Origin of the sequence: Ciceribacter sp. L1K23, from assembly GCF_018122705.1 — a bacterium.
GTDB lineage: Bacteria > Pseudomonadota > Alphaproteobacteria > Rhizobiales > Rhizobiaceae > Allorhizobium.
The window spans coordinates 3,599,462-3,622,931 of record NZ_JAGRRC010000001.1 but is presented as its reverse complement, the minus strand read 5'-3'; the positions used below and the strand labels follow the sequence as shown (position 1 = coordinate 3,622,931).

Below are 23,470 nucleotides of genomic sequence, written 5' to 3'. Positions count from 1 at the left end.
ACGGCGGCCCTCAACGCAGTTTTGCTTTCAGCCCGGCATCAGGAAAACAGGTGGGCTGCATGCCGTTACGGCTTTGCCAATCTCCAAGAGAGCGTCGCGTCTTGTAACCTGGAAGTCCGTCGACATTGCCGACGTCATATCCTGCCGCGACAAGCGCCTTCTGCATGGCAAGCACGTCTGAGCGCAGCATTTTGCCGACATCGCCCCACGAGGCGCCAAAAGCACCGCTGCCATACGCGATGCGATCCGCGAGATTGCCTATGAACAGGGCATAAAGATCCGAATTGTTGTATTCCTTGAGGACGTAGAAGTTCGACGTCACCAGAAACTCAGGACCATGCGTTCCTGCCGGAACCAGCATCATAAAGTCCCGATCTGTCTCGCTCTTCGGGAAAGGTTTTCCCGATAAGCGGGTTATGCCTTCCGATGACCATACCGACAACGGCTTCGTCCGATCTGGCCCCTCCTGCGCACAGGTCACCCCAGGCGGGATGCGGACTTCGAAACCCCAGTCCCGGCCACTCTGCCACCCGCTCTTTGCCAAGTAGTTTGCTATGGAGGCCAAGCTGTCCGGCACCGAGGTCCAGATGTCACGATGCCCGTCGCCATCGAAATCAACTGCGTACTTCAGAAAACTCGTCGGCAGGAACTGTGGCTGTCCAAGCGCACCCGCCCAGGATCCATACATTTTTGAGGCCGCGATATCGCCGCCATCAATAATATGCAGGGCCGAAATCAGCTCTCGGAGGAAGAGGTCTTTTCTCGTTGACATAAATGCCTTCGTCGCCAAGACCTCCAGTGCCGGGTAGGGAAGCTTCGCCTGGCCAAAACCGGATTCGCGTCCCCAGATAGCGACCACGATCTCACCGGGTACACCGTATGCCGACTCAATCTTCCTCAAGGTCGCAGCATGTTGACCGGCAAGCCGCCTGCCTGTCGCCGCCAGCCCCTGGAGTCGCTTCTCGGAAAAGTAGCTTCCCGGCGACGAAAACTCCGCCTGAGTCTGCTTGCGCTCCTTCGGTGGGCTCGTCCCGGGCGGAACCAGATCGGGAAGATCCCAATTGAGAGTGAGTCGGGCGGTTGCATCGTCAAAGCCACCACGGCTGATCCCGGCCTTCTGCGCCATCAGCCACAGATCGATCTTTACCCAGTCTTGGAACTGCCGCTCGACCGATGCCCGGTCTACGGCGAAAGAAGAACCGGACAACCAGATGAAAATCATGACGGCAGTCAACAGCAGACGACGCATGGCATCTCCTCCGTCTGTTCTTTTTCGACCTTACAGTCAGATCGTCGTTCTGGCCCGCAAGGCCGCTGATAGCGTACCCTCATCGAGATAATCGAGTTCGCCACCAACGGGAACGCCGTGGGCAAGACGAGTGATCATGACGTCCAGTCCGGCCAACTGATCGATGATGTAGTGGGCAGTGGTCTGTCCTTCGATCGTCGCATTGACCGCTATGATCACCTCGCGAACGTCACCTTCGGCGGCCCGGTCAACCAGAGTCCGGATGTTCAGATCTTCGGGACCAACACCTTCGAGCGGCGACAGCGTCCCACCAAGAACATGATAGGCGGCGTTCATCGCGCCTGCGCGCTCAAGCGCCCAGAGATCGGAAACGTCCTCCACCACGATGACGACAGACTGGTCGCGGCGATCGTCGGTGCAGACGGTACAGGGGTCGATCGTATCGACATTCCCGCACCTCGAACACACCTTCACCTTGTCATGAGCCTCACCCATGGCTCTCGCCAAAGGGCCCATCAGCTGGTCTTTCTTCTTGATCAGGTGCAGCGCCGCGCGTCGTGCGGATCGCGGTCCAAGCCCAGGCACCTTGGCCAGAAGCTGGATCAGTTTTTCGATTTCGGGACCGGTGACTCGTTTTGCCATTGGGCGCTTTTAACCGATATCGTTCCTTTACGGAATCTCCTAAGAAACGTCGACTGTCGAAATAAGGGCACCGCTATTAACCCTGGGGTCAAGGTGAGCGTCTCGAAAGATGACTTCGTCATTCGGCATTTTTTGACTCCGATGGCGTTTCCGGAATACGTCATGTCATCACCCAGGAAGGACTGACCGTGCAGATTCTCGATCCGAAACATCCATTCTTTAAACCGGCTTGGCGCCGATGGCTGACCGTGCTGCTGCCGGCCGCCTGGGGCCTCGTGGAACTTTCCAACAACGCCGTTGGATGGGCGATCGTTTTCTTTGCCGCCGCCGGCTACGCCGCTTACGAACTGCTCATCATGTACGATCGGCGGATCGCAGAGAACTCATTACCGAGCGAAGCCGAAGAGCGGGATCAAGATTGACGGCCATACCCGCTCTTCGGCTTTTTGGTCACTTTATATACCAGCCCCACGGCTCATCACTGTCGAACGAAGTGATCTGCTTCACTTCGAGGTAATTCGAGAGACCCCATTTACCGAGTTCCCTGCCGATACCGGACTGTTTGTAGCCGCCCCACGGTGCTTCCGTGAATGTCGGCTGCGAACAATTTATCCAAATGATGCCGGCGCGGAAGGCGCGGGCGACCCGCTCACAGCGCTGCTTGTCCTTCGACATCACGGCAGCGGCCAGGCCAAACCGGCTATCGTTGGCCATGCGGATAGCATCGGCCTCATCCTTGAATGGCTTGACGCAAACCACCGGACCGAAGATCTCCTCGCGCCAGACAAAATTGTCTTCGTCCATGTCCGTCAGGATCGTCGGCTCCAGGAAGTAGCCTCTATCAAGCCCAACCGGGCGTTTGCCGCCATGCGCGACCTTGGCTCCCTCGCTCAAACCGCGACCGATCATCGCCAGAACCTTGTCATGCTGTCCTTTCGAAACGAGAGGACCAAGCAGGATGCCATCGTCGAGACCGTTGCCGATGCTGATCCTTGCCGTTTCGGCGATCAGCCGTTCCATCAGACGAGGATAAATGCTTTCCTCGACTAGAACCCGGGAGGTCGCCGAGCAGACCTGTCCTTGGTTCCAGAAGATACCGAACATGATCCATTCGACTGCTTTGTCGATGTCGCTGTCGGCGAACACGACGAAGGGCGACTTGCCGCCCAACTCCAGGCTGACGTTCTTGATATCGCGGGCCGCGGCTTGCATGATTTTTGAGCCAGTCGGCACAGATCCGGTAAACGCCAGCTTGTCGACGCCGGGATGTTCGGAAAGCGGTTGCCCGGCGTCGGCCCCATATCCGGTGACGATATTCAGTACACCCGCCGGGAGACCGACCTCTTCGGCGATCGCCGCAAGTTCCAAGGCTGTCAGCGGCGTGAGTTCGGAGGGCTTCAGCACCATCGTACACCCGGCCGCGAGTGCCGGCGCGACCTTCCATGACGCCATCAACAGGGGATAGTTCCACGGAATAATGGCACCGGCAACGCCAACAGGCTCGCGCACGACCTTGGAGGAAAATCGCGGCTCCGCCAGAGAGACAGCCTCTTCGGAATTGCTGTCGAGTTCTTCGGCGAGGCCCGCATAGAATGCGAAGCAACCGGCTGTATCTTCCATATCCCAGACGGCTTCGGGCAATGGCTTGCCGTTGTCCATTACTTCGAGCCGCCCAAGATCCAGCTTGCGCTCGAGTATCTTTTCGGAGATCGCCCTCATGTACCGGGCGCGCTCGGTGCCCGACATCCTGGGCCACGGTCCGGAATCAAATGCCCGGCGCGCAGCTGCGACGGCCAAATCAATGTCTTCGGCGGTACCAGCCGGAGCATGAGCAAAGATTTCTTCGGTTGCCGGATTGATGACCGGGAAGTGTCCCCCTTTGACGGGCGCCACCCATTTTCCGTCGATGAAAAGCTTGTCCCGCATACCCTTTTCCCTTCTGGATCAGCCGGCTTTCTGCTCCGGCATTCTGCTTTTCTCAAAAAGTCCCATGATTGACGTGGCAGCTTTCTTGGTGCCCTCAGCCTGCTGCATCAACGCGGCATTCGCCTTGAGACGTTCCCGCATCGGGACGTCCTTGAGCAGTTTACATATTGCTGTTCCAAGTGCCGCTTCGTCCCAGTCGTAGCGGCCGAGGCTAAGACCCACGCCCGTCTCCTCAGCGCGACGCGCGTTGTCATGTCCGTCCCAGCAATAGGGCATGATGAGGGATGGGACGCCGAAATAAAGTGCCTCGCAGAAGCTGTTGTTGCCGCCGTGATGAATGAACAGTCCCGACTGGGCGACCACGGAGGGCTGCGGAAACCAACTATCAATGAAGACGTTGTCCGGCACTTGGGCATAGTCGTCGCGCCAGTGGCCAGCATTCACAAGAAAGCGAAACGGCAGCGTCTCGAACACGCCGATCATCCGCTTCATCATGTCGACATCCATAGCGCCGAGAGACCCGAAACTCGTTAAAACAAGCGGTGCCTCGTTGTGGCTCGCAAATCGCGGAGGCAGCCACGCCGCCTCCTGACGCACGCAACCGTTAAGGAATACAAATTTCTGCGGATCCAGCTGCTGTTGTCGTTGGTGCCGAATGATGTCTGGTGCGAGCAGGAGATTAAGCCACGGCGAAGGATCCAGAAACGATCCAGCCGCTGGCGATTTCAGTCCGCACTCCTGCAAAAAGGCCACGAAGCGTCTGTGCGCAGGCGCCGTAACCTTCTCATACGTCACGGTAAAGCGATCCCATTCCTGATCCCGCGTCTCGGCACAACCTGAAAGATAGGGTGGAACGAGAGGGTCGCCGATCTCGGTCTCGGCGCAAGAAACAATCCGAACCCATGGCACCCCGAAATTCGCGATCGCGGGAAACATGACGACGTTGTCGAGAACGATAGCATCCGGCTTCAAACGGGACAGAAGCTGCCGAAGGGGTTCCTCCGCCCGGATCGCGGTATCGACGATCGCATCCCAGGTCGGACCGACATAGGATTCCAACTGATCGAACGGCGACTGACGAAATGCGTCCTGATGTTTGGAAATGAAATCGTTCCAGTCGGTCGGGCCGGTCGGGCCGGCATCCTCAAGTTGATACTCCGGAAAGCCGTACTCCGAAAAAACACCGCTGAAGCCGGGATGGCAGATGAACACTGGCCGCGCGCCAAGCCGACGCAATTCCTGAGCGATGCCCACGCAATTCAGGGCCGCGCCGAAGCTCGCTTCAGGAAAGAGGGCGATGGTCTTGGGCTGTACCATAGGATCTTCGCAGCAGTTAGCGCGATACGAGCTTGAAGGCGGGAGGGACGCCACGGCCCGCGATTCGGGGCTTCTGCGTCTGTGAAAGCTGTATATGGACTCGCATCAAATTGGCGGCAAGTTCCATCTGTCCCCGCTCGATCTGCTCGAGTATCTGCATATGTTCAATATTCGATTGCATCAGTCGATAGTTGTTTATGTGAACCACTTGGGGGAGAGCGCGGCGCCGCCGATGGTGGCTAGCAAGGGCTTCCGCCACAAAGGGGTTTCCGCAGCCCCTGGCCACCAACATGTGAAAATCGAGATCCGTCCGCTCAAACAGGCGACGGTCGAAATTGAACTCATCCATACCCTTGAGAAGAAGCATCGACTGCCTCAACGACATCAAGGCGGATGTGTCACGCTTGAAATCGGGCAAAGTCAACGCCATCGGCTCCATGACCAGCCGATACTCGTAGCTTTTAACCGCTGCCTCAGCACTCACTGCAAATTGCTTGAGCACCCACTGCTGACCGGCGCCCCGCTCTGCGAGATTGTCCTCCGACAGCTTAATTAGCGCGTTTTGTACCGCCAGACGCGACACCGCATAGCGTCGCTGAAGTGCCGCGACTGTCTGGATCTCAGGAATTCGACCGGCCGCCAGGTCACGGAGTATGGCACCTGAGAGGTCGGCCTCCGCTTCGCGGCCCTCAGCATCATCGAGCCTCGTGATAGCGACGGGGTCGGCAGCAAGGACATAGCCACCCTCACTATCCGCGGTCAGCAATCCACGATCAGCAAGTATCTGGAACGCTTTGCGAACAGGCGTCCTAGACACATTGCAAAGCGACGCTATCGCCTGCTCCGCAAGACGCTCTCCCGGCGACATTCCCCGCTCAATGGCGATATCCAGTACTTTTTGCGCCAATTCGACATGGCGGTGATGCGGGCGCCGCTGATCCGTTGCCATGATGCTCCGTTCCTGAGTTCCAAGCACAACGTGACGAGATACGTAGCTTTAAGCAAGCCACCAATATCCAATTTTCGCCAAATTCGCAAAAGGTGAGAATCCCTATTGACGTATTTTTTTAAAAAATAGTACCGTTTATGGAAAGGCGGAAAACGACCGTGCGAAGCGGCATCGCCGAAGAGGTTGGAACAAACGAAACAAGGGAGTTTTCCGTGAAAGCGAAAGACCTTTCCGTGCTCAAGGCCGCGAGCACGCAATTCATGGCGAGCGTATTCGTTCTTGGCAGCCTGCAGGCTGCCCAGGCAGCAGATCTGGTTATCTCGAACTGGGACGGCTACATGGCGCCCGACATCGCCGACACCTTCAAGGCGGCGACCGGTATCGAGATTGAGGTGGTCAACCACGCCACCAACGAAGAAATCATGGGAAAGCTTATGGCGAGCCAAGGCAAGGGATACGACATCGTGTTCGTCTCCTCGCCGTTCGCCGAAATCCTCAATGCCCAAGGTCTCGCGGAGCCACTCGACAAGACAGCAATTCCGAACATCGCCAACCTCTATCCTGAGGCGTCTAATCTGGCCTACGACCCGGGCAACGCCTATTCAGTTCCCTACACCTGGGGCTCTACCGGGCTTTGCTATCGCTCCGATCTCGTTAAGACCGCTCCGGACAGCTGGATGAACCTGCTGCAACCGGCGGATGACCTCAAGGGCAAAACCACAATGCTCGCGACCGACCGCTGGCTGATGGCGGCCGGGGAACTCGCGAAGGGATATTCCGTCAACGAAACGGATCCGGCGAAGCTGGAAGAAGTCAAAAAGCTTCTGATCGAGGCAAAGAAGACGCTTCTCGCCTACGACGACACCACGTTCTACTCCAAACTCGTTTCCGGCGAGGCTTCGCTCGTGCACGCGTGGGACGGCTGGTGCAATTACGGTATCGGCGAAAATGCAGACATTAAGTATGTCGTGCCGAAAGAGGGCTCCGACCTTTGGATCGACACCATCGTCGTGATGAAGAATTCGGAGAACAAGGACAAGGCGATGCAGTTCATCAACTTCGTCCTGGCCGCCGAAAACCATGCCTGGGCCGCCGAGAACATCCTCTACAAGGTGCCCAACAAGGCTGCAATGGACAGCCTGGACAAGGCCCTGTTCGAGCAATACCCGAACATGGCGATGACGCCGGAAGAGCTTACTAAGTACGAACTGTTGCGCGACTTGGGCAATGCTCAAAGGGATTACTCGCGCATCGTCAGCGAAATCAAGGCTGCGAACTGAGCCTGACCCAGGCCGTCTTCTCGATGGAAGGCGGCCTGTTCCCTGTACTTATGATTATCCTCGCTTTGCTGCCGCACTGAGCTAATCCCAGAGGCGTCCCTTTCGTGTCATACCAGGCGAACAGACCGAACCTGATTGCTGCGCCGGCCTTAGGCTGGCTGATGGCCTTCATGGTAGCGCCATGCGTGTTGATCCTGAGCTATGCCTTCTTTGAGCGCGGCGTCTGGGGTGGCATCGAGTATAATTTCAATCTTGAAAACTTCGTCCGGGTTGCCGACCCCCTTTACGCCAAGATCTTTCTGACATCGGCCCGCATCGCCGGTCTTGCAACGCTCCTCGCGATCCTGATCGCTTACCCTGCCGCCTATGCGATAAGCAGAGCGCCGCGGACGCGCCAGCCGATGCTGCTGTTCTTTGCCGTTTTACCGTTCTGGTCGAACTATCTGATCCGGACCTATGCCTGGATCGTGCTGTTGAACCGGGAAGGCCTGTTCAACAATCTCCTGCGCCAGTTCGGATATAATGGAGAGCCGCTGTCGCTTCTTTACACCGAAGGTGCAGTCATCGTCGGGCTTGTCTATAACTACCTGCCATTTGTTATTCTCGCGATCTACTCGACGCTGTCGCGCCTAAACCCCGAACTGATGGAAGCCTCTCGCGACCTCGGCGCCGGGCCATTCCGAACCTTTTTCCGCGTGACCCTGCCGCTAACCCTGCCCGGCGTTGCTGCAGGTGGTGTCTTCGTCTTCGTTCTCTCGATAGGCAATTTCGTGACGCCCGCCCTGCTTGGTGGGGGGCGCTTCCAGATGATCGGCAATGTGGTCTACGACCAGTTCCTGACGGCAAATGACTGGCCCTTCGGAGCCGCGCTCGGCATGGCGCTGATCGCGATCATGGTCGCGCTGTTGATGTTCCAGGCAAAGGCAACAGCTCACGCAAGTGGCGAGCGGGCCGGCGGGAAGGATGTGTGAGATGACCAATTCGCGTCTTCCGGGCCGACTGGTTCTGGTCCTCGTCTTCAGCTTCCTCTACCTGCCGATTGCTGTGCTCGTGATGCTATCTTTCAATGAGGCTGGGTTGCCGACCACCTGGTCGGGCTTCTCGACCAAATGGTACGGTGAGCTCTTCCGCAATGCGGAGATCCTCCGTGCCGCATGGAACACCCTCATCGTCGCCATCTTCGCGACGCTAATTTCGACCGCGCTGGGTACGATGCTGGCAATCGGCATGGAGGCACGACGCCGTAAAAGCAATGGCCTGGAGGCACTCGCCTTCGCGCCCATGGTGATACCGGACATCGTGCTCGCTGTGGCACTGCTTTCGTTCTTCTCCCGACTGAACCTGACGCTCGGGCTGCATACCATCATCATCAGCCACGTCATTTTCGACCTCGCCTTCGTATGCTCGGTCGTGCGGGCAAGGCTGAAGAATTTCGACTATTCGATCGTCGAGGCCTCACGCGATCTTGGAGCCTCCGGCTGGACCACGTTCTGGCGCGTCACCTTTCCGGTCCTTCTGCCCGCAATCGTGGCAGGAGCGTTGCTCGCCTTCACGCTTTCCGTGGACGAGTTCATCATCGCTTTCTTTACCGCTGGCGCCGGACGATCCTCTATCACCCTGCCGATCCAGATCTACTCGATGATCCGCTTCGGGATCACCCCTGAGATCAACGCGCTCGCGACGATCGTCATGTGTGTCAGCGCCACCGCACTGCTCATCTCCCAATGGCTCAACAAAGAACAGATGCAATGACGGACAGCCGCTCCACAAATGAGACGATCCTGAAGATAGATGGCCTGCGCAAAAGCTTCGGTCCTGTCATGGCCGTCGATGGCGTATCGCTCGATATCCGCAAGAACGAGTTCTTCGCGCTCCTCGGTCCGTCGGGCTGCGGGAAGACCACGCTTCTACGCATGCTCGCAGGGTTCGAGAACCCTACGGGCGGACGCATCCTGCTCGAAGGAACGGATATCGCTCCCTTGCCGCCCGAAAAGCGCCCGTTGAACCTGATGTTTCAATCCTACGCGCTCTTTCCACACATGACCGTCGCCAAGAACCTTGCTTACGGCCTGGAAATGGAAAGGCTTAGCAAAAATGAGATCGACCGCCGCGTCGATGAGATCATGACAGTCACCGACCTGACGCAATTTGCGAACCGGAAGCCGGAACAGCTTTCGGGCGGCCAACGCCAGCGCGTCGCTCTCGCTCGCGCGCTGATAAAGCGACCGAAGGTCCTGCTTCTCGACGAACCCCTCGGAGCACTCGACAAGAAACTGCGTGAACGAATGCAGCTGGAACTCAAGCGCCTGCAGCACGAGGTCGGCATTACGTTCATCATCGTAACACACGATCAGGAGGAAGCGCTCGTCATGGCCGACCGCATGGCGATTCTGAGGGACGGAAAGCTTCTGCAATGCGGCTCTCCAGAAGAGGTCTATGAGAAGCCGGGAGATCGTTTCGTCGCGAATTTCATCGGCGTAATGAACTTCATAGACGGTCACATCGATACCGGCGGCCGATTTGAGGCTGCCGGTTTCAGCCTTGGTCTCGGCGCCGAAGCCGAAGGCGCGGTCAGCCTTGCAGTGCGGCCGGAAAACATCCGGCTTTCGACATCGGGAGAAGGCCTGAACGGCGTGATTATCGATGTTGCCTATCACGGTCTCGACCGCGTCCTCCACGTGAAGACCACCGCTTCCGACGTGCCACTTCAGGTTCGCGTCGCGGCCGACACAGCTGCGCCACATACAATCGGCGACACGATTGTCCTGGTAATAGACCCGGCCAAGTGCCGTATTTACAGAAACTAAGAAAAGGGGAGCCCGATGTCGCAAAAAACGATCGCATTTTTTCCTGAGGCGGCCTTCGGGCCGGCATTGAACTCGGTCGGCATAGCCCAGGCTGTCGAAGCGCTCGGACACAGGGCTGTCTTCCTGTCCGACCCCGGCTTCGTTTCAGTCTATGAAGGCTACGGCTTCGAGGCCCATCCCGTAAACCTGTCGGAACCGATGCCGGCCGAGCAGATGGCGAAGTTCTGGGAAGACTTCATCAACGGCCACATTCCGAACTTCCGCAAGAGCCCATACGACCAGATCGAGAACTACGTGAAGGATTGCTGGACGGCGATCGTCGACAGCGCCAAATGGGCACAGAAGGACCTTCCGGGTGTGCTGGCCAAAATCAAGCCGGACCTGATCTGCGTCGACAACGTCATTCTTTTCCCCGCCATCAAGCAGTACGGCACTCCGTGGGTGCGTATCATCTCCTGCTCGGAGAATGAGATCGAGGACCCGAAGATTCCGCCGCATCTGTCGGGCTGTGGCGCCAAGGATTACGCTTGCCATGAGGCCTATCGCACGAAATTCAACGAGGTCATCAAGCCAATCCATGACGACTTCAATGCCTTTCTCGCCTCAACTGGAGAAGCGGCCTATCCGATCGGCCAGTTCTTCGAGGCATCGCCCTTCATGAACCTGCTGCTCTATCCGGAGCCCGTCAAATTCGAGCGCGAGCATCCGCTGTCTCCGAACCAGTTCCAATATCTCGAAGGTTGCGTGCGCAAGGAGGCACCGTACGAGGTACCAACCTTCAAGGCCAACAACGACAAGCCGCTGATCTACGTCTCGTTCGGCAGCCTCGGCGCGGGAGACACCGAACTGCTGAAGCGCATTATCGCGACCATCGGCAAGCTGCCCTACCGCGCGCTCGTCAATGTCGGGGACTACAAGGACCACTACGAAGCGGTGCCTGATAACGTCATCATCGAAAGCTGGTTCCCGCAGCCGTCGGTCATCCCGCAGATCGACGCAGCGATCCACCACGGCGGCAACAACTCGTTCACCGAGTGCCTCTATTTCGGCAAACCGGCAATCATCATGCCTTACGTCTGGGACGGCCACGACAACGCAACGCGGGTGGATGAAACAGGGCATGGCTTCAAGATGCCACGCTACGATTGGACCGACGCGGACCTGGCAGCAAAGCTCGACCAGATGATCAACGATCCCGCGATGAAGTCAAAACTTTCGGCAACCGCATCTCACATGCAGGCCCAAAACGGTCCGCAAAAGGCCGCCGGCATTCTCGATGAACTGGTCAAGAGCGGGAAATTCAATGGCTGATACGCTGAAATCGACGGCGCCGCATATCCATGGCGCCACCACCTTCGATGACCTTGTCGATTGGGGCGTCCAGTCCGATGCGGTCGAGGGCGTCTCCAGGTCCTCCGGCCGGCTTCTGTTCAAGGGACCGAACAACCAGCCCGAAACCGGCATATGGGTCTGCACACCCGGGCGCTGGCGGCTTTCGATCCCAAGAGACGAATTCTGCCACTTCGTTGCAGGCAGGGCTGTCTATACGTCCGATAGAGGCGAAGTGATCGAAATTGGACCCGGAACGGCAGTCATGTTCCCGGCCGGCTGGGCAGGCGAATGCAACGTGATCGAGACGATGCGCAACATCTACATGCTGGCCTAGGAGACGGCGCGATGTCGACACCCAACTGGACCGATCACGGGATCGTCGAAATGGAAGACTGGGGCGAAAGCAAGTCAGCGATCGCCGGGTCCCCACGCATGAGTGGCAAGATTCTGTCCGTCAAAGAGGATGGATCGAGCGAATGCGGCATCTGGTCCTGCACGCCCGGCGAACGGACGGTGACCTTCGCAAATGATGAGTTCTGCTTCTTCCTGGACGGTGAAGGCTCCTATGTACGCGACGACGGGGAAATCATCCCCTTGAAGAAAGGCTCGGTCGTCTTTTTCGCCAAGGGATGGAGCGGTCGTTCTCTTATCACCAAGACCCTCTCCAAGGTCTTCATGTGCCGCTGAAAAACTACAGGAAACACCCATGACAACAACTGCCCCCCTCATGCGCAACCCCCTCGAACAGTCCGATCTGGTCGACTGGGGTACGATTCCCACGATGATCGAGGGGGTCAGCCACGTGTCGGGCAAACTGATCCACAAAGGGCCCAACGGCGAGAGCGAATGCGGGCTTTGGATCTGCACCCCTGGCAAGTGGGAATGCCACGTCACTCGGGACGAATTCTGTCATTTCCTCGAAGGACGAAGCACCTATGTGCACGAGTCCGGAGAGGTAATCGAGATCACACCAGATACTGCCGCCTTCTTCCCGAAGGACTGGAAGGGTGTTTGCACAGTCCATGAGACGATCAAGAAGGTCTACATGATCCGTTGATCGACGGATCCATATCACGAGGCGTCCCATGTTCTCCGAAGCAGCGCATCGTCGCGTCGCATTTCTTTCCGCCGAGGGCTACGATCCAGCTGAGGCCGTCCCTCTTGCCGGCGATGCTTCGGCACGACGCTACTACAGGCTCCCTAACAGGGGCGTTCTCCTAATGGAAGAGACACCGAACGCCCGGGATTTGTTGTCGTTCGTGGCGATAAGCAGCCACCTCAACGGGTTGGGGCTGTCCGCGCCCCGAATCCATGCGGTCGATTTTGCCGCAGGTTTAGCGTTGGTGGAGGATTTTGGGTCGCAGACCTTCACGCGACTGTTGCAAGAGGGGCGATCGGAGCAAGAACTTTACGAGCTTGCCGTCGATGCGCTCGTCCACTTGCACGATCACGGAAGCCAAAGGCCTTCGGACGTCCCGCCATATGATACCGCCGCGCTGTTCGAAGAACTGGAGATGTTCACCAAATGGTATGTTCCGCAATGCGAGCCGATGCTCGACGCGACCGCGTTCGAGGAAGCATTTCTCGCCGAATGGGGCCGCGTTCTGGGGGATGTCGCCCGCTGCCGCGATACACTCGTGTTACGCGATTTCCACGTTGATAACCTGATGGTGGTCGAAGGACGTTCGGGCATCGCTGCGTGCGGCCTTCTCGATTTCCAAGATGCCGTTTTGGGCTCTGCCGCCTATGATCTGGTGTCGCTTACCCAGGATGCCCGACGCGATCTCTCGCCAGGTCTCGAGCAACACCTCGTGGAACACTATCTCAGGGCGCGCCCCAAGGTCGACAGGGCGTCGTTCATGGCCAAGTATTGGCTTCTGGCGGCTCATCGACACACGAAGATCCTTGGTAATTTCGAGCGCCTTTCGAAACGGGACGGAAAGCATGGCTACCTGGTCTTCATTCCACGCGTCCAGCGCCAGCTGAGCAAGGCGCTCGATGAAGCCCGGCTCGATGATATTCGCGAGTTGATGGAAAGTCGGCTGCCCTACTGGACCAGTCACAAGCCGACAATTCCGACCGTCTCCGGCGATTATGAGAAAGCAAAGACTGCATGACTGAATTTGACCTCAGCAAGCCCGCCTACTTCGCGGGCGCAACCTACAAGGCCAGCACCGGGAAACGTGTCGAGGTCATCGATCCCGCCACACTTCATAAGGTCGGCATGCTCGCTGAAACCACCGATGCGGAGATCGCTTCCGTTCTGGAGATGGTCGGTGTAGCGCAAAAGGCGTGGGCAAAGCTCGATGCGAAAAGCAGGGCGACAGCCCTTCATAGAATCGCAAACCGCATCGAGGCTACCGATATGCGGTTTTGTGCCGAGACGATGTCGCGCGAGATGGGCAAACCCTATCCGGAAGCGATCGGTGAAGTTGCCAATTGTGCCGGTGCCTTTCGCTATTTCGCCGAGATGGCGCGCGATGACGGCGGCAAGGTCGCGGGAACGACACAAGCCGGCTCGTTCCAATATGCCCGCTACGAACCTTTGGGCGTCTCCGTTCACATCATGCCCTTCAACTTTCCGATCCTGCTCATGTGCTGGACGGTTGCGGCCTCGCTTGCGTCCGGAAACGGCTGCATCATCAAGCCGGCGCTGGCCACGACGCTCTCGACGCTAATTTTCATGGAGGTTTTTGCCGACCTGCCCGAAGGCTTGATCGCCTGCCTTCCCGGCGGCGCAAACGTGGCGCAGAGCCTTATCCATTCGCCAAAGACCCATGCGATTGCGTTCACCGGTTCGGTTTCGGCCGGCAAGGCGGTCGCCATGGCCGCTGCAGGCGAGATGAAGCCCGCGGTCATAGAGGCGGGCGGCTCAGACCCGATGATCATCACGGCGAACGCACCCCTCGACATCGCGGCCGCTGGCGCCGTCACAGCAGCGTTTCATATGTCAGGGCAGGTGTGCACATCCGCCGAGCGCTTCTTCGTCGTTGATGCGGTGCACGACGCGTTCATCGAGAAGTTCGTCGCCGAAACGAAGAGACTTCGCATTGGGAACGGGCTCTCCAAAGCCGAGATCGGTCCGGTCGTTTCCGAAACCGCGAGGGCGAAGGTTATCCGGCTTGTCGAGGATGCTGTCGCGAAGGGTGCCAGGATCGAGATCGGCGGACGAATTCCTTCGTCCGAACCTGTCGGATGGTTCTATGAACCGACGATCCTGACCGGCTGCACGCCTGAGATGGCGATCATGCGGGAGGAGTGTTTTGGGCCTGTTGCCGCAGTCTGCCGCGTCGCCGATTTCGACCAAGCCGTCACGTTGGCGAACGACAGCGAATTTGGCCTCGGCGCTTCGGTCTTCACCACATCTCTCGAAGAAGCACTCGAGGCGGCCGAACGGCTAGAAGCCGGCATGGTCTGGGTCAACAATCCGCTGATCGACAACGACGCGCTGCCCTTCGGCGGTTGGAAGAAATCAGGTATCGGTCGAGAACTTTCGCGCCTCGGCCTCGACACGTTCCGTCGGTCGAAGATGGTGATCATCGATCACAAACCGGAGCGGCAGGGGTGGTGGTATCCCTACCCGGACGACTGGTTCTACGAGGCAGGCGGCCGCAAGCACGTCTGAAGCTTTATAGTTCCCAATCCAATCAAGTCAGGACACAGCAATGATCATTTCGCTTCTCGGTGGGGCTGGCCTCATGGGCGCCGGTATCGTCCGCGACCTTGTTTCCGATCGTACCATCATCGACATCTCGGCAATTCGCATCTGTGACGCTGATCGCGTCCGGATGACGGAGCTGGCAACCGAACTCGCGGATCGGCGCATCCAATTGGTAGAGCTCAATGCCAGTGACGAGGGTTCGCTGCGTTGCGCCGTCTCGGGAGCCGATATCTGCATCAATTGCGTACCGACTCTGCTCGGCTTCCAGATGGCCATCTTCGAAGCAGCCCTCAAGGAGAAGGTCGCCTATGTCGACCTCGGGGGCCTAGGCACCTATACCGTCAAACAACTGGCCGAGCACGAGCGGTTCAAGGCTGCCGGGGTGACGGCCGTCATTGGCGCAGGCGCCGATCCCGGCATGTCAAACGTCATCTGCCGGGCAGTTGCCGACGAACTGGACGAGATCGACGCGATCAATCTCTACTGGGCCGCTGAGCTTGTCGGCGATGAAAACCCGATCCTCGTCCCGCCTTACAGCGTTTCGACGGTCCTGGCTGAGTATGCCCATCCGAGCACACAATTCTACGACGGCAAACACGTCACCTGCCCACCGATGAGCGGGCGGGAATACCTCGATCTACCTGAACCCTGGGGGCGCTGCGAATTCATGCACTCACCCCATTCCGAGCAGCTCACCGTGCCGCTAGCAGAGGGCATAAAGGACAAGGGCATTCAGGAATTCTCCTGGAAGCTGCATCTGCCGCATCGCGAGCACGAGGCCTGGGTCGGACTGGTAAAGGCCGGATTCGGTGACTTCGACGAACCGGTCGAGGTTAACGGTGTGCACGTCCGACCGCTCGATGTGCTCAACAAGGTCATCAACCGCAATATAAAGAAGAATGCGCAGAGGCTGCCCGAGCAGGAAAGCCACGAGATACACCTCGCCGTTGGGCGAGGGCGAAAAAACGGTCAAGCTGTGCGGGTCACCGTCGAAGTCGTCGTGCGCCCGGATGAAATGTATGCCCCTTATGTCGACGCATGCACATCAATGAACGGCTCGATTGCGGCCCAATTGATTCTTGCAAACACCCGGAAGCCCGGCGTTTGGGCGCCGGAGTCGTATTTCGACGTAAAAGCCTATTTTGCCGAGTTGAGGAAACGGAAGTTCATCGTTAACAAGGCTTCGGAAGCGCTTTAACAGATAGCAACCTCATGCCCGCAAGACGAAAGAAGCTCCACGTAGGACCTTTTTTGTCGCGAGCCTCGCCTGCGGTTAAGGGAGTATGGCCTTCCTTGCGCAGGCGGCGTCAAACCGTCCGGAATAGGACGGCCTGCCGTCTCTGCTGGCGACCACGGGTCACCGTCTTGTTGGACGGGTCTCATTCTGGTTTTGTTTTCTCTGGGATATTTTTTGCGTTTGGTTGCGGGGGCCTGATTGCACAGAGACTTGTAGTGGCCCCGAGTGAACCTGTCGGGAGATCAGCACTGTAAAATGTAACTGGCACAAGTGAACAAACTGGATCAAACCAGCCCGCGTCAGACTTTCACCTCGGCATCGGTATCGCCTTAGACAAGTTCGGCCGCCATCGGGTTGCTGCATAGCCGGAAACTACGGACAAGGAGCGGATCAGCAGCCAAGCGAGCAATGCAGCCGTCGATGCAGGCCTAGATCGTTTTAATAGCGCCTCAGCTACGGCCGACAGTTTCCAACTGCTATTTTTGCAATTCCCGAAAATCAGCCTCCCAGCGTTCATGGGCAGCTCACACACTTCGTCGTGAACACCGTCCTAGCTCGTGTCAACCGTAACCGGTCAAGCCGGAAACCGCGGTGTCTTGCCCTGTTTGAGCTACACTAGCGACAGGATTATTTCAACACATGTAACTTTACTTCGTTGCGAGGCTGAACAGAGAGTGTCGTCCGCAAACCATTCAGAGCGGAGATTTCCTGTTTGATAGACTTCAGAGATCGCCAACAAGTAAGGCGTTCAGGCGTCTAGTGAGCGCCGCCCAAGGCATGTGTTCAAGCGTAATCAACCCTACCCCTAAAACTGCCGCCTTGCCGTGAAGTTGCTGATAGCGGGCTGAGCGCAGGCGCTCGTCCACAAGGTCGGTAGTCACTGTGAGCGCGACAACCCCTCCGGAGGGCGCAAAATGGTCGGCCAGATTGTCGGCTTCGTGCAGCGCATCCATCAAACGCTCACGTGTGCGGGCATCATCAGGCAAAAGTACGGACTTTAAAGCTTTGCATGAACACAGGAAGAGCCTGTCACCGAAGCGGGCAAGGACGTCTATTTCATTCTCGCCAACAAACTCGCCGACCCGCCAGCTTATCTTCTGGCCAATGAAAACTTCATCCGCTCCTATTTCTTCGATCGCAAGCGCCACGTATTCTTCTAACCATCCGCCAGTGAGATATCTGCGGCCGGCATTGTCACCCACATACCATTTCCCACCGGAGTGTTGGGCCAAACCCATTTCGCCGATCGAATTTAGAAGTTGCAAGTGTACCGCAGTCAGATTAACCGCCCGTCGCTCCAGCAAAGTATCCCGCAGACCTTCGAACGCTGGGTAATTGGACGCAATGTCTTTAGTGATCCTCTTCCTCTGCCGTGCCACAGACATCGAGTCCACAGCAACCCAGCGCATGGTCGACCCTGATCGGGCAAGAAGTTGCTGTAAATCGTTTGCCATCTAAACCGCAGTAGTTGTCTGAATCGAAGGATAAGGATGCATAGAACAATTAAGGAGTCGACCCATGAAAGACACATGCATTGTGAGTCAGCAAGCCGAACGCGGGGCAGCGCAAGCGCGGCGCGATGAAACATCAAATGCAGTGGGGCACATGATGAACATCAATTGAGGACGACTTGCAGGCATGCTCCGGCTGCGGTCGCAACCGCCCCACTTCCATAGCACCACGGCATAGTCTATGGAATTTTCGAGAGTGTTCCGCATATCAGCGGAGAGTTCATAATCGATAAGACTGGTGAAAGATGCAGTATCTGCGCTCAAAACTTTTCGACATTTTCATGGTTCTCTGGACCATCTTTTTAGGAGCTGCGACACCCATTCTAATGCTCTGGAATGACGCGGGGGCGATCCGCGCGTATTCTATATTTTGGGCTAAAGGAATAGCATGGGGCATAAAGAATATAATTGGATTAGGTTACAACATTGAGGGAGTCATCCCCGACGACAAGCGGCCATACATTGTAGTCAGCAACCACCAATCAATGTGGGAAACAATTATTCTAGTTACATTGATACCCAACGTTACGTTTGTCGCAAAAAAAGAACTCACAAGAGTTCCCATTTTCGGTTGGTACATGAAGAAATTTCCCATGATACTGATAGACCGCTCGACCGGCCGATCCGCATTGGCGGAAATTCTCTCTAAGTCAAGCGAAGCTGTCGAGAGGGGGCACAGCATCTTGATTTTCCCAGAAGGAACGCGCTGCGGTCCAGATGAAACTAAAAAGTACCACTTTGGGGTTGCGGCGCTTTATAGCAAGCTTGGTATCCCGGCATTGACCATTGCACATAATTCCGGATGCTTCTGGAATGACGAATATTCTATGAAGTACAATGGTACAGTGACGCTAAAGATCATAGAAACAATTGAACCTGGCATGCAGACGGAAAAATTTCTGAACCATCTCGAGCAGTCAATCAACGAGGAGAAACTCTTATTGGTCAAGCGACTCAACGAAGACGACTGGCGTTGGGCTCTTGGATAGGGTGTCGAGTTCCTAGCTTGAGAAACCAAAATTTATTGATACGGTCTATGCTCTTGAAGTTAATGCACGCGGCACCAGCACAAATTAAGAGCAACCGATGATCGCAGATTTTCTATTTGAGACGGCAGAGAATCCCAAACCAACTACACATGATCAAGGCATTCTTGAAGTCACAGACAGAGTAGGACTACGTTATGCGTTGTTTAAGAGCCGTCACAATGAACCAAAGGGAACTATATTAGTCGCACAGGGGCGGAACGAATATATCGAAAAGTACTATGAAACAGTAGTCACATTATGCGCTTCAGGCTTTGACGTAGCAACGTTTGACTGGCGAGGTCAAGGTGGGTCGTCTCGCTTACTTGCCGATAGACGCGTGGGACATGTAGAAAATTTCAGCGACTACCAGGAAGACCTCGCAGCTGTTATCAGATTTTTGGAAGCTTCCGATTTCAAGCAGCCTATCCTAATTGTTGCACATTCGCTGGGTGCATTGGTCACTCTCAGCTCCGCCAAGGCACTTTCGAAAAAGATAGCGGCTGCAGTAATTTCTGCTCCTTTTTTGGGAATGCCTGATGCCAGTCCAACAAGGAACGTAGCCCGTCATATCGCTTCACTGGCTTGCACCCTCGGTAAAGGAGAAAGGCAAGTAAGTAGAGATTATGCAGAGCAGTCTTTCATTGGAAATGATCTCACCTCAGACATTAAACGATTTCAAAGAAATCAAAACTTCACCAGACGTTTTCCTGATCTATCGCTTGGCCCGCCATCTTGGCGCTGGCTAAGAGAAACACTAAACGCTGGATACAGATTGAAAACAAGAAAAGACATAGAGAACGTAGACATTCCTTTTCTAATTTTTGCGACCAAAGCTGACAGAGTTGTCTCATATCGTCAGGCTTGTATATTGTCGAGCAGAATGAAGTCGTCGCGCTTCGTGTCAATGGAGAATTCGGAACACGAAATATTGCAAGAAATTGATGCGATCCAAGCGCAATTTTATGCTGTAGCGCTTCCTTTCTTAACAACAGCGTCCTCAAAGGCCTGATAAATTCTGCTCCTGGAGAAAATCTTCGATGGAAAACAAGAAGTCTACGGGGAACTTCTTTGCGACTCTTCAAGGGTCTGCAGCATTTCAAGTAATGAACATAATTGTTCTAATTGTGAGTATAGTATCTCCGTTTAATAGTGATTACATTCCGCCGATAGCATTTTACATAATATTATTTGTAATAGGCTGTTTTTCCTACCGTGCTTATATCGAAACGCGGGAGAACTACAGAGCGAGGCAGATGCCACCCGCGGACGGAAAATTTGTTCCATTTCCAGTTGACGAGACTTGGCAGCCCTGGAGACGCGAGCCGGTCGAAGAAGAGATAGAAGTGCTGATTAGGGAGAATCCGGCGAAGCACATACTTCTGGTATCGCCATCGGGCACCGGAAAAAGCACAATGGTTAATCTCCTTATACCATCACGCTTCACTGACCATCAGATTATTAGGTTCGACCACTACGATAACATTTGCGAGCAGGTCCTCTTCAAAATCGGCGAGACGCTTGAAAGCCACGATGACCGACGTCACGTCCATGATATTCTTCGGCAGTTTGAGAATGGATCGATTGACGCTGAACACCTCGGCGCAAAAGTCGACAGTTTGTTTTCGGAAAAATTCCAAGGAAGGAACGTACTGCTAGTATTCGATCAGGTTGAGAGATACTTCCTTCGATACGACTCTTCCTCTAGCGACCACTCACGCATAGTGGCTGAAAATAAAGCCGTACGGGTTATACTAAACAAGCTCGCAGAAATGGAGAATTTCCGGACTGTATTTGCAATACGTAGCGAATACATGTTTGGGTCACTCAGCAGCATGTTTAATACAAAATCAAATGGTGTTGATATTGACAATTACGTCGAGTTCTACATGCTTTGGGGCGTAAATTACGTTGACGACAAAGATGTGTTTTATAGGTTGAAGGACCATCTTCGGAACCTGTTTGGTGGAAACGGCGCTGTTGAGCGACTTTTCGCCATCTCTAAAGTCAGCACACAAGAAAAAGCCAATACATTCCTTCTAAACATGGGAGGCTTTTTATATGAAAAGCTTGGTGAGCGATCAGACGTCAAAATGCGACTTGGTGCTGCCACACTTACAGGCGACGATTTAATCGATATATATCTCGATGCTGCCTTCGAGGGCTTGGTAGCGTCAAGCGGCCCGACGTCACGCGCGCTTTTCGACGTGGTGCTTTTTGCGATCGCTAACGAGAATCGTGTTGCAGGCCAAGCCTGCGATTTGGAAAGACTGGCTGGCCTTTGCCACTACCCAATTGCAGATGTCGGCTCGGTTGTGACGCACATGTCCTCGATCGGAATGCTCAGCAAGGAACGAGAAGACGGCAACGAAGTTTATCGTCTCAAACACGAGAAACTAGCAGACCGAGCGCTGAAGAGCGATAAGATGAATATCAACTCCACAGCTGTCGATGCCATCCGCTTCCTGACTGAAAACAGAGTCCACACTAGAGCGTTAACTATTCCGAATTACTTTCCTAAAACTTTCGACAACCCATTTGTTGCTGTTGGGTATTTTTCCGTTTTTGTATTCTGCTTTTATGGTTTGCTGCGGTTACTATTTCCCGAACAGGTTTATGCGGTTGGCCGCCCCATTTTTGATTGGGTTAACGGCATCGCTGCCTTGATCACATTTTCGGAGGAAAACGTCCGTTCATACTACAGTCAACCGTTATACTACGCTCCGCTATTCCTCGCGCACGTCTTTTGGGTTTCATACATCGACCGCGTTAATCGGGCGTACGTTCAGAATGTTGCAAACGGAACTCACAGCTTTGTTGGGCACGCTTTGGCACCGCTTGGTGTTTTCCTCGGGATTACATTGTCCTTCGCCCCAGAGTTTTTCGTTGTACCGATAGTGGTCGTCGGTCTCGTGTTCGGGTTCCTTATGGTATCGCTCTCGCACAAGCGCAACTTCGGTGGCGCTTCCAAATCCGCTGTGAAAATGTGGGGACTACGAACTATACTGAACGTTGTAACCGTTTTGCTCTTCAGCTATTTGATCGCATATGGGGGTTGGCTGGACGTGGGGCCGTCCTCCAAATCGCTTCCAGGTTTCGACTCCGAAACGACGGTGTTGTTTGTTCTCTGGTTACAAGCCGCAGCGATGATATGGTTTTGGGGCCACATTTACCCGGAGCAGAACACGCCTGACGTCTGGTCTGCCGAACTTGGACTGTATGATAAGGGCCGGATAAATGGCGCGTAATCTTCAAACTGAAGCTGCACTGAAAAGTGTCCGAGAGATATTGTCGTATCGGCTAGCAGCAGGCTCTGTCAACGACCCGTACCATGTCGCTTTGGTAATCGAGGGCGGAGGAATGAGGGCAGTTACCGCCGGCGGTATGGTTTCCGCCTTGGAGGACATGGGGCTAACGAGGTACTTTGACAGCGTTCACGGCTCCTCAGCCGGTGCTGCTACAGGAGCTTACTTTCTAGCTGGGCAAGCTAGCTTCGGCACAAGTTTGTATTACGAGGACATAAACAACAAGGACTTCATTAACGTCGCGAATCTGTTCAGAAGGCGCGCGATTATGGACACTGCCTATCTAGTCGACGGCGCGATGGTTGAAAAGAAGCCGCTTGATTTTCAGTCTTTGGTCTCGGCAAGGGCAAAACTTTACATAGCAACAACCGACATTGATGCTGCTACGCCTTATATAGTTTCGGATTTCAAGGACTATCAGCATTATCGCAGCATTATGAAAGCCTCAATTTCGATGCCACTCATTGCAGGTTCAGCGCCAACAGTTGATGGGCGGCGATTGTTGGACGGAGGACTACTCCAACAGATCGCAATTGACTCCGCCATCAGCGCGGGTGCCACACACATACTCGCATTACTGACGAGAACCGAAAAAGAATTAGAGAGGGCACTTCCGAGTCTATACACTAAGCTGGAGGCAATTGTACTTCAAAGGCTTTACGGTGGAAAAATGTTTGATCTATATTACAATAGAAATTTTTCCATCAACAACCACCTTAGACAGTTACATGCGGGTCGCACCGACTGCGGCGTTAGCGCTGCTTATATTTCACTACCTGTTGGACTTGATACGGTCAGTAGGTTGACTGTGGACCGCGATCGTCTAGTCGCAGCTGCAGCAATGTCTTATGACCATACCGCCGAAATTCTTTCGTTTCCTGTCTCACGCGATGGCTACCATCCGAGGCGTAAGGCAGCATAGACAGAGAATATAGGAGTCTCAAGAGGCTGAAACAGCTAGAGAACTTGAGCGGTCGCGAAAGCGAAAACTTCAGCGTCGAAGTTTTCTCGATCTTGATTGACGAACTTCCCGATGAGGGCAAGCATCCAGAGATCGATGTCGACGAATTGCAGAAGCTGGCTGCGGCTCTTCAAGCGCCCGTTCCGCTCTTCGTTGGAAAAGCCGTAACCGCCTTGCTCAAGCGCAGATCGAGACCGGCAACAAGCTAACACAACGCCGCGAACTGACCGACAACGGACGTGGATGCGGAAAGGATTTCCGCATCCAC

Annotated in this window: 22 protein-coding genes; 16 read left to right on the top strand and 6 right to left on the bottom strand. The window is 55.3% G+C overall.

Annotated elements, in window-relative coordinates:
* Positions 1 to 10: 10 nt before the first annotated feature.
* Together J5J10_RS17600 and recR are read right to left on the bottom strand one after the other, a co-directional pair.
* The gene (locus tag J5J10_RS17600; RefSeq protein WP_249116944.1) at positions 11 to 1,222 is read right to left on the bottom strand and encodes a lytic murein transglycosylase; all 1,212 of its coding nucleotides are present in this window, start codon (positions 1,220 to 1,222) and stop codon (positions 11 to 13) included.
* A 63-nt stretch (positions 1,223 to 1,285) separates the two neighbouring features.
* Entirely contained in the window at positions 1,286 to 1,891 is a 606-nt protein-coding gene (recR, locus tag J5J10_RS17595; protein WP_211930858.1) for a recombination mediator RecR, read from the bottom strand.
* A gap of 188 nt (positions 1,892 to 2,079) precedes the next feature.
* Between recR and J5J10_RS17590 the strand changes: the two genes are divergently transcribed.
* Positions 2,080 to 2,313, top strand: a complete 234-nt coding sequence (locus tag J5J10_RS17590) for a hypothetical protein (RefSeq protein ID WP_211930857.1) — start codon at positions 2,080 to 2,082, stop codon at positions 2,311 to 2,313.
* Between the two features lie 28 nt (positions 2,314 to 2,341).
* On the opposite strand, the gene J5J10_RS17585 is transcribed toward J5J10_RS17590, so the two are convergent.
* The 3 genes from J5J10_RS17585 to J5J10_RS17575 are packed head-to-tail and all read right to left on the bottom strand — an operon-like array spanning position 2,342 to position 6,083.
* Positions 2,342 to 3,817 carry an aldehyde dehydrogenase family protein gene (locus J5J10_RS17585; RefSeq protein ID WP_211930856.1) on the bottom strand — a complete coding sequence of 492 codons (1,476 nt, stop codon included), beginning with the start codon at positions 3,815 to 3,817 and terminating at the stop codon, positions 2,342 to 2,344.
* A gap of 18 nt (positions 3,818 to 3,835) precedes the next feature.
* Positions 3,836 to 5,134, bottom strand: a complete 1,299-nt coding sequence (locus tag J5J10_RS17580; protein ID WP_211930855.1) for a glycosyltransferase — start codon at positions 5,132 to 5,134, stop codon at positions 3,836 to 3,838.
* A gap of 16 nt (positions 5,135 to 5,150) precedes the next feature.
* A complete protein-coding gene (locus J5J10_RS17575) occupies positions 5,151 to 6,083 on the bottom strand; it encodes a GntR family transcriptional regulator (protein WP_211930854.1) in 933 nt (310 codons plus the stop codon).
* Between the two features lie 212 nt (positions 6,084 to 6,295).
* Between J5J10_RS17575 and J5J10_RS17570 the strand changes: the two genes are divergently transcribed.
* From J5J10_RS17570 to J5J10_RS17520, 11 genes are all read left to right on the top strand, one after another.
* Complete coding sequence (locus tag J5J10_RS17570) at positions 6,296 to 7,363, top strand: spermidine/putrescine ABC transporter substrate-binding protein (protein WP_349252080.1); 1,068 nt, start codon at positions 6,296 to 6,298, stop codon at positions 7,361 to 7,363.
* 161 nt (positions 7,364 to 7,524) lie between these two features.
* On the top strand, positions 7,525 to 8,334 hold the full coding sequence (locus tag J5J10_RS17565) for an ABC transporter permease (protein ID WP_211930853.1): 810 nt from the start codon (positions 7,525 to 7,527) through the stop codon (positions 8,332 to 8,334).
* Between the two features lies 1 nt (position 8,335).
* Positions 8,336 to 9,115, top strand: a complete 780-nt coding sequence (locus J5J10_RS17560) for an ABC transporter permease (RefSeq protein ID WP_249116769.1) — start codon at positions 8,336 to 8,338, stop codon at positions 9,113 to 9,115.
* Positions 9,112 to 10,170, top strand: a complete 1,059-nt coding sequence (locus tag J5J10_RS17555) for an ABC transporter ATP-binding protein (RefSeq protein ID WP_211930851.1) — start codon at positions 9,112 to 9,114, stop codon at positions 10,168 to 10,170. Before J5J10_RS17560 ends, J5J10_RS17555 begins: the two co-directional genes overlap by 4 nt.
* Before the next feature lie 15 nt (positions 10,171 to 10,185).
* Complete coding sequence (locus tag J5J10_RS17550; RefSeq protein WP_211930850.1) at positions 10,186 to 11,481, top strand: glycosyltransferase; 1,296 nt, start codon at positions 10,186 to 10,188, stop codon at positions 11,479 to 11,481.
* 4 nt (positions 11,482 to 11,485) lie between these two features.
* Positions 11,486 to 11,836, top strand: coding sequence for a cupin domain-containing protein (locus J5J10_RS17545; protein ID WP_211931284.1), 351 nt, complete (start codon positions 11,486 to 11,488; stop codon positions 11,834 to 11,836).
* Positions 11,837 to 11,847: 11 nt separating this feature from the next.
* Positions 11,848 to 12,189 carry a cupin domain-containing protein gene (locus tag J5J10_RS17540; protein ID WP_211930849.1) on the top strand — a complete coding sequence of 114 codons (342 nt, stop codon included), beginning with the start codon at positions 11,848 to 11,850 and terminating at the stop codon, positions 12,187 to 12,189.
* A 19-nt stretch (positions 12,190 to 12,208) separates the two neighbouring features.
* On the top strand, positions 12,209 to 12,559 hold the full coding sequence (locus J5J10_RS17535; protein ID WP_211930848.1) for a cupin domain-containing protein: 351 nt from the start codon (positions 12,209 to 12,211) through the stop codon (positions 12,557 to 12,559).
* Positions 12,560 to 12,587: 28 nt separating this feature from the next.
* Positions 12,588 to 13,619 (top strand): phosphotransferase, encoded by a 1,032-nt coding sequence (locus J5J10_RS17530; protein ID WP_211930847.1) that lies wholly within the window; start codon positions 12,588 to 12,590, stop codon positions 13,617 to 13,619.
* Positions 13,616 to 15,127, top strand: a complete 1,512-nt coding sequence (locus J5J10_RS17525) for an aldehyde dehydrogenase family protein (RefSeq protein WP_211930846.1) — start codon at positions 13,616 to 13,618, stop codon at positions 15,125 to 15,127. The genes J5J10_RS17530 and J5J10_RS17525 overlap by 4 nt, the downstream gene beginning before the upstream one ends.
* Before the next feature lie 40 nt (positions 15,128 to 15,167).
* A complete protein-coding gene (locus tag J5J10_RS17520) occupies positions 15,168 to 16,361 on the top strand; it encodes a saccharopine dehydrogenase NADP-binding domain-containing protein (RefSeq protein ID WP_211930845.1) in 1,194 nt (397 codons plus the stop codon).
* 761 nt (positions 16,362 to 17,122) lie between these two features.
* On the opposite strand, the gene J5J10_RS17515 is transcribed toward J5J10_RS17520, so the two are convergent.
* Positions 17,123 to 17,809, bottom strand: a complete 687-nt coding sequence (locus J5J10_RS17515; protein WP_211930844.1) for a DUF1887 family CARF protein — start codon at positions 17,807 to 17,809, stop codon at positions 17,123 to 17,125.
* Between the two features lie 347 nt (positions 17,810 to 18,156).
* Between J5J10_RS17515 and J5J10_RS17510 the strand changes: the two genes are divergently transcribed.
* The 4 genes from J5J10_RS17510 to J5J10_RS17495 all read left to right on the top strand — a co-directional run bounded on the left by J5J10_RS17510 (position 18,157) and on the right by J5J10_RS17495 (position 23,163).
* Positions 18,157 to 18,900, top strand: a complete 744-nt coding sequence (locus tag J5J10_RS17510) for a lysophospholipid acyltransferase family protein (protein WP_211930843.1) — start codon at positions 18,157 to 18,159, stop codon at positions 18,898 to 18,900.
* A 97-nt stretch (positions 18,901 to 18,997) separates the two neighbouring features.
* On the top strand, positions 18,998 to 19,948 hold the full coding sequence (locus J5J10_RS17505; protein WP_211930842.1) for an alpha/beta hydrolase: 951 nt from the start codon (positions 18,998 to 19,000) through the stop codon (positions 19,946 to 19,948).
* A 28-nt stretch (positions 19,949 to 19,976) separates the two neighbouring features.
* Positions 19,977 to 22,184, top strand: a complete 2,208-nt coding sequence (locus J5J10_RS17500) for a hypothetical protein (protein ID WP_211930841.1) — start codon at positions 19,977 to 19,979, stop codon at positions 22,182 to 22,184.
* A complete protein-coding gene (locus J5J10_RS17495; RefSeq protein ID WP_211930840.1) occupies positions 22,174 to 23,163 on the top strand; it encodes a patatin-like phospholipase family protein in 990 nt (329 codons plus the stop codon). Before J5J10_RS17500 ends, J5J10_RS17495 begins: the two co-directional genes overlap by 11 nt.
* The last annotated feature ends 307 nt before the right edge of the window (positions 23,164 to 23,470 follow it).

What these genes read in the sequence shown, in the direction of transcription:
- J5J10_RS17520 (WP_211930845.1), top strand. Translation starts at nt 15,168, where the DNA reads ATGATCATTTCGCTTCTCGGTGGGGCTGGCCTCATGGGCGCCGGTATC.
- J5J10_RS17525 (WP_211930846.1), top strand. Translation starts at nt 13,616, where the DNA reads ATGACTGAATTTGACCTCAGCAAGCCCGCCTACTTCGCGGGCGCAACC.
- J5J10_RS17515 (WP_211930844.1), bottom strand. Translation starts at nt 17,809, where the DNA reads ATGCGCTGGGTTGCTGTGGACTCGATGTCTGTGGCACGGCAGAGGAAG.
- recR (WP_211930858.1), bottom strand. Translation starts at nt 1,891, where the DNA reads ATGGCAAAACGAGTCACCGGTCCCGAAATCGAAAAACTGATCCAGCTT.
- J5J10_RS17495 (WP_211930840.1), top strand. Translation starts at nt 22,174, where the DNA reads ATGGCGCGTAATCTTCAAACTGAAGCTGCACTGAAAAGTGTCCGAGAG.
- J5J10_RS17555 (WP_211930851.1), top strand. Translation starts at nt 9,112, where the DNA reads ATGACGGACAGCCGCTCCACAAATGAGACGATCCTGAAGATAGATGGC.
- J5J10_RS17575 (WP_211930854.1), bottom strand. Translation starts at nt 6,083, where the DNA reads ATGGCAACGGATCAGCGGCGCCCGCATCACCGCCATGTCGAATTGGCG.
- J5J10_RS17560 (WP_249116769.1), top strand. Translation starts at nt 8,336, where the DNA reads ATGACCAATTCGCGTCTTCCGGGCCGACTGGTTCTGGTCCTCGTCTTC.
- J5J10_RS17550 (WP_211930850.1), top strand. Translation starts at nt 10,186, where the DNA reads ATGTCGCAAAAAACGATCGCATTTTTTCCTGAGGCGGCCTTCGGGCCG.
- J5J10_RS17580 (WP_211930855.1), bottom strand. Translation starts at nt 5,134, where the DNA reads ATGGTACAGCCCAAGACCATCGCCCTCTTTCCTGAAGCGAGCTTCGGC.
- J5J10_RS17510 (WP_211930843.1), top strand. Translation starts at nt 18,157, where the DNA reads ATGCAGTATCTGCGCTCAAAACTTTTCGACATTTTCATGGTTCTCTGG.
- J5J10_RS17535 (WP_211930848.1), top strand. Translation starts at nt 12,209, where the DNA reads ATGACAACAACTGCCCCCCTCATGCGCAACCCCCTCGAACAGTCCGAT.
- J5J10_RS17500 (WP_211930841.1), top strand. Translation starts at nt 19,977, where the DNA reads ATGGAAAACAAGAAGTCTACGGGGAACTTCTTTGCGACTCTTCAAGGG.
- J5J10_RS17505 (WP_211930842.1), top strand. Translation starts at nt 18,998, where the DNA reads ATGATCGCAGATTTTCTATTTGAGACGGCAGAGAATCCCAAACCAACT.
- J5J10_RS17540 (WP_211930849.1), top strand. Translation starts at nt 11,848, where the DNA reads ATGTCGACACCCAACTGGACCGATCACGGGATCGTCGAAATGGAAGAC.
- J5J10_RS17530 (WP_211930847.1), top strand. Translation starts at nt 12,588, where the DNA reads ATGTTCTCCGAAGCAGCGCATCGTCGCGTCGCATTTCTTTCCGCCGAG.
- J5J10_RS17600 (WP_249116944.1), bottom strand. Translation starts at nt 1,222, where the DNA reads ATGATTTTCATCTGGTTGTCCGGTTCTTCTTTCGCCGTAGACCGGGCA.
- J5J10_RS17565 (WP_211930853.1), top strand. Translation starts at nt 7,525, where the DNA reads ATGGCCTTCATGGTAGCGCCATGCGTGTTGATCCTGAGCTATGCCTTC.
- J5J10_RS17585 (WP_211930856.1), bottom strand. Translation starts at nt 3,817, where the DNA reads ATGCGGGACAAGCTTTTCATCGACGGAAAATGGGTGGCGCCCGTCAAA.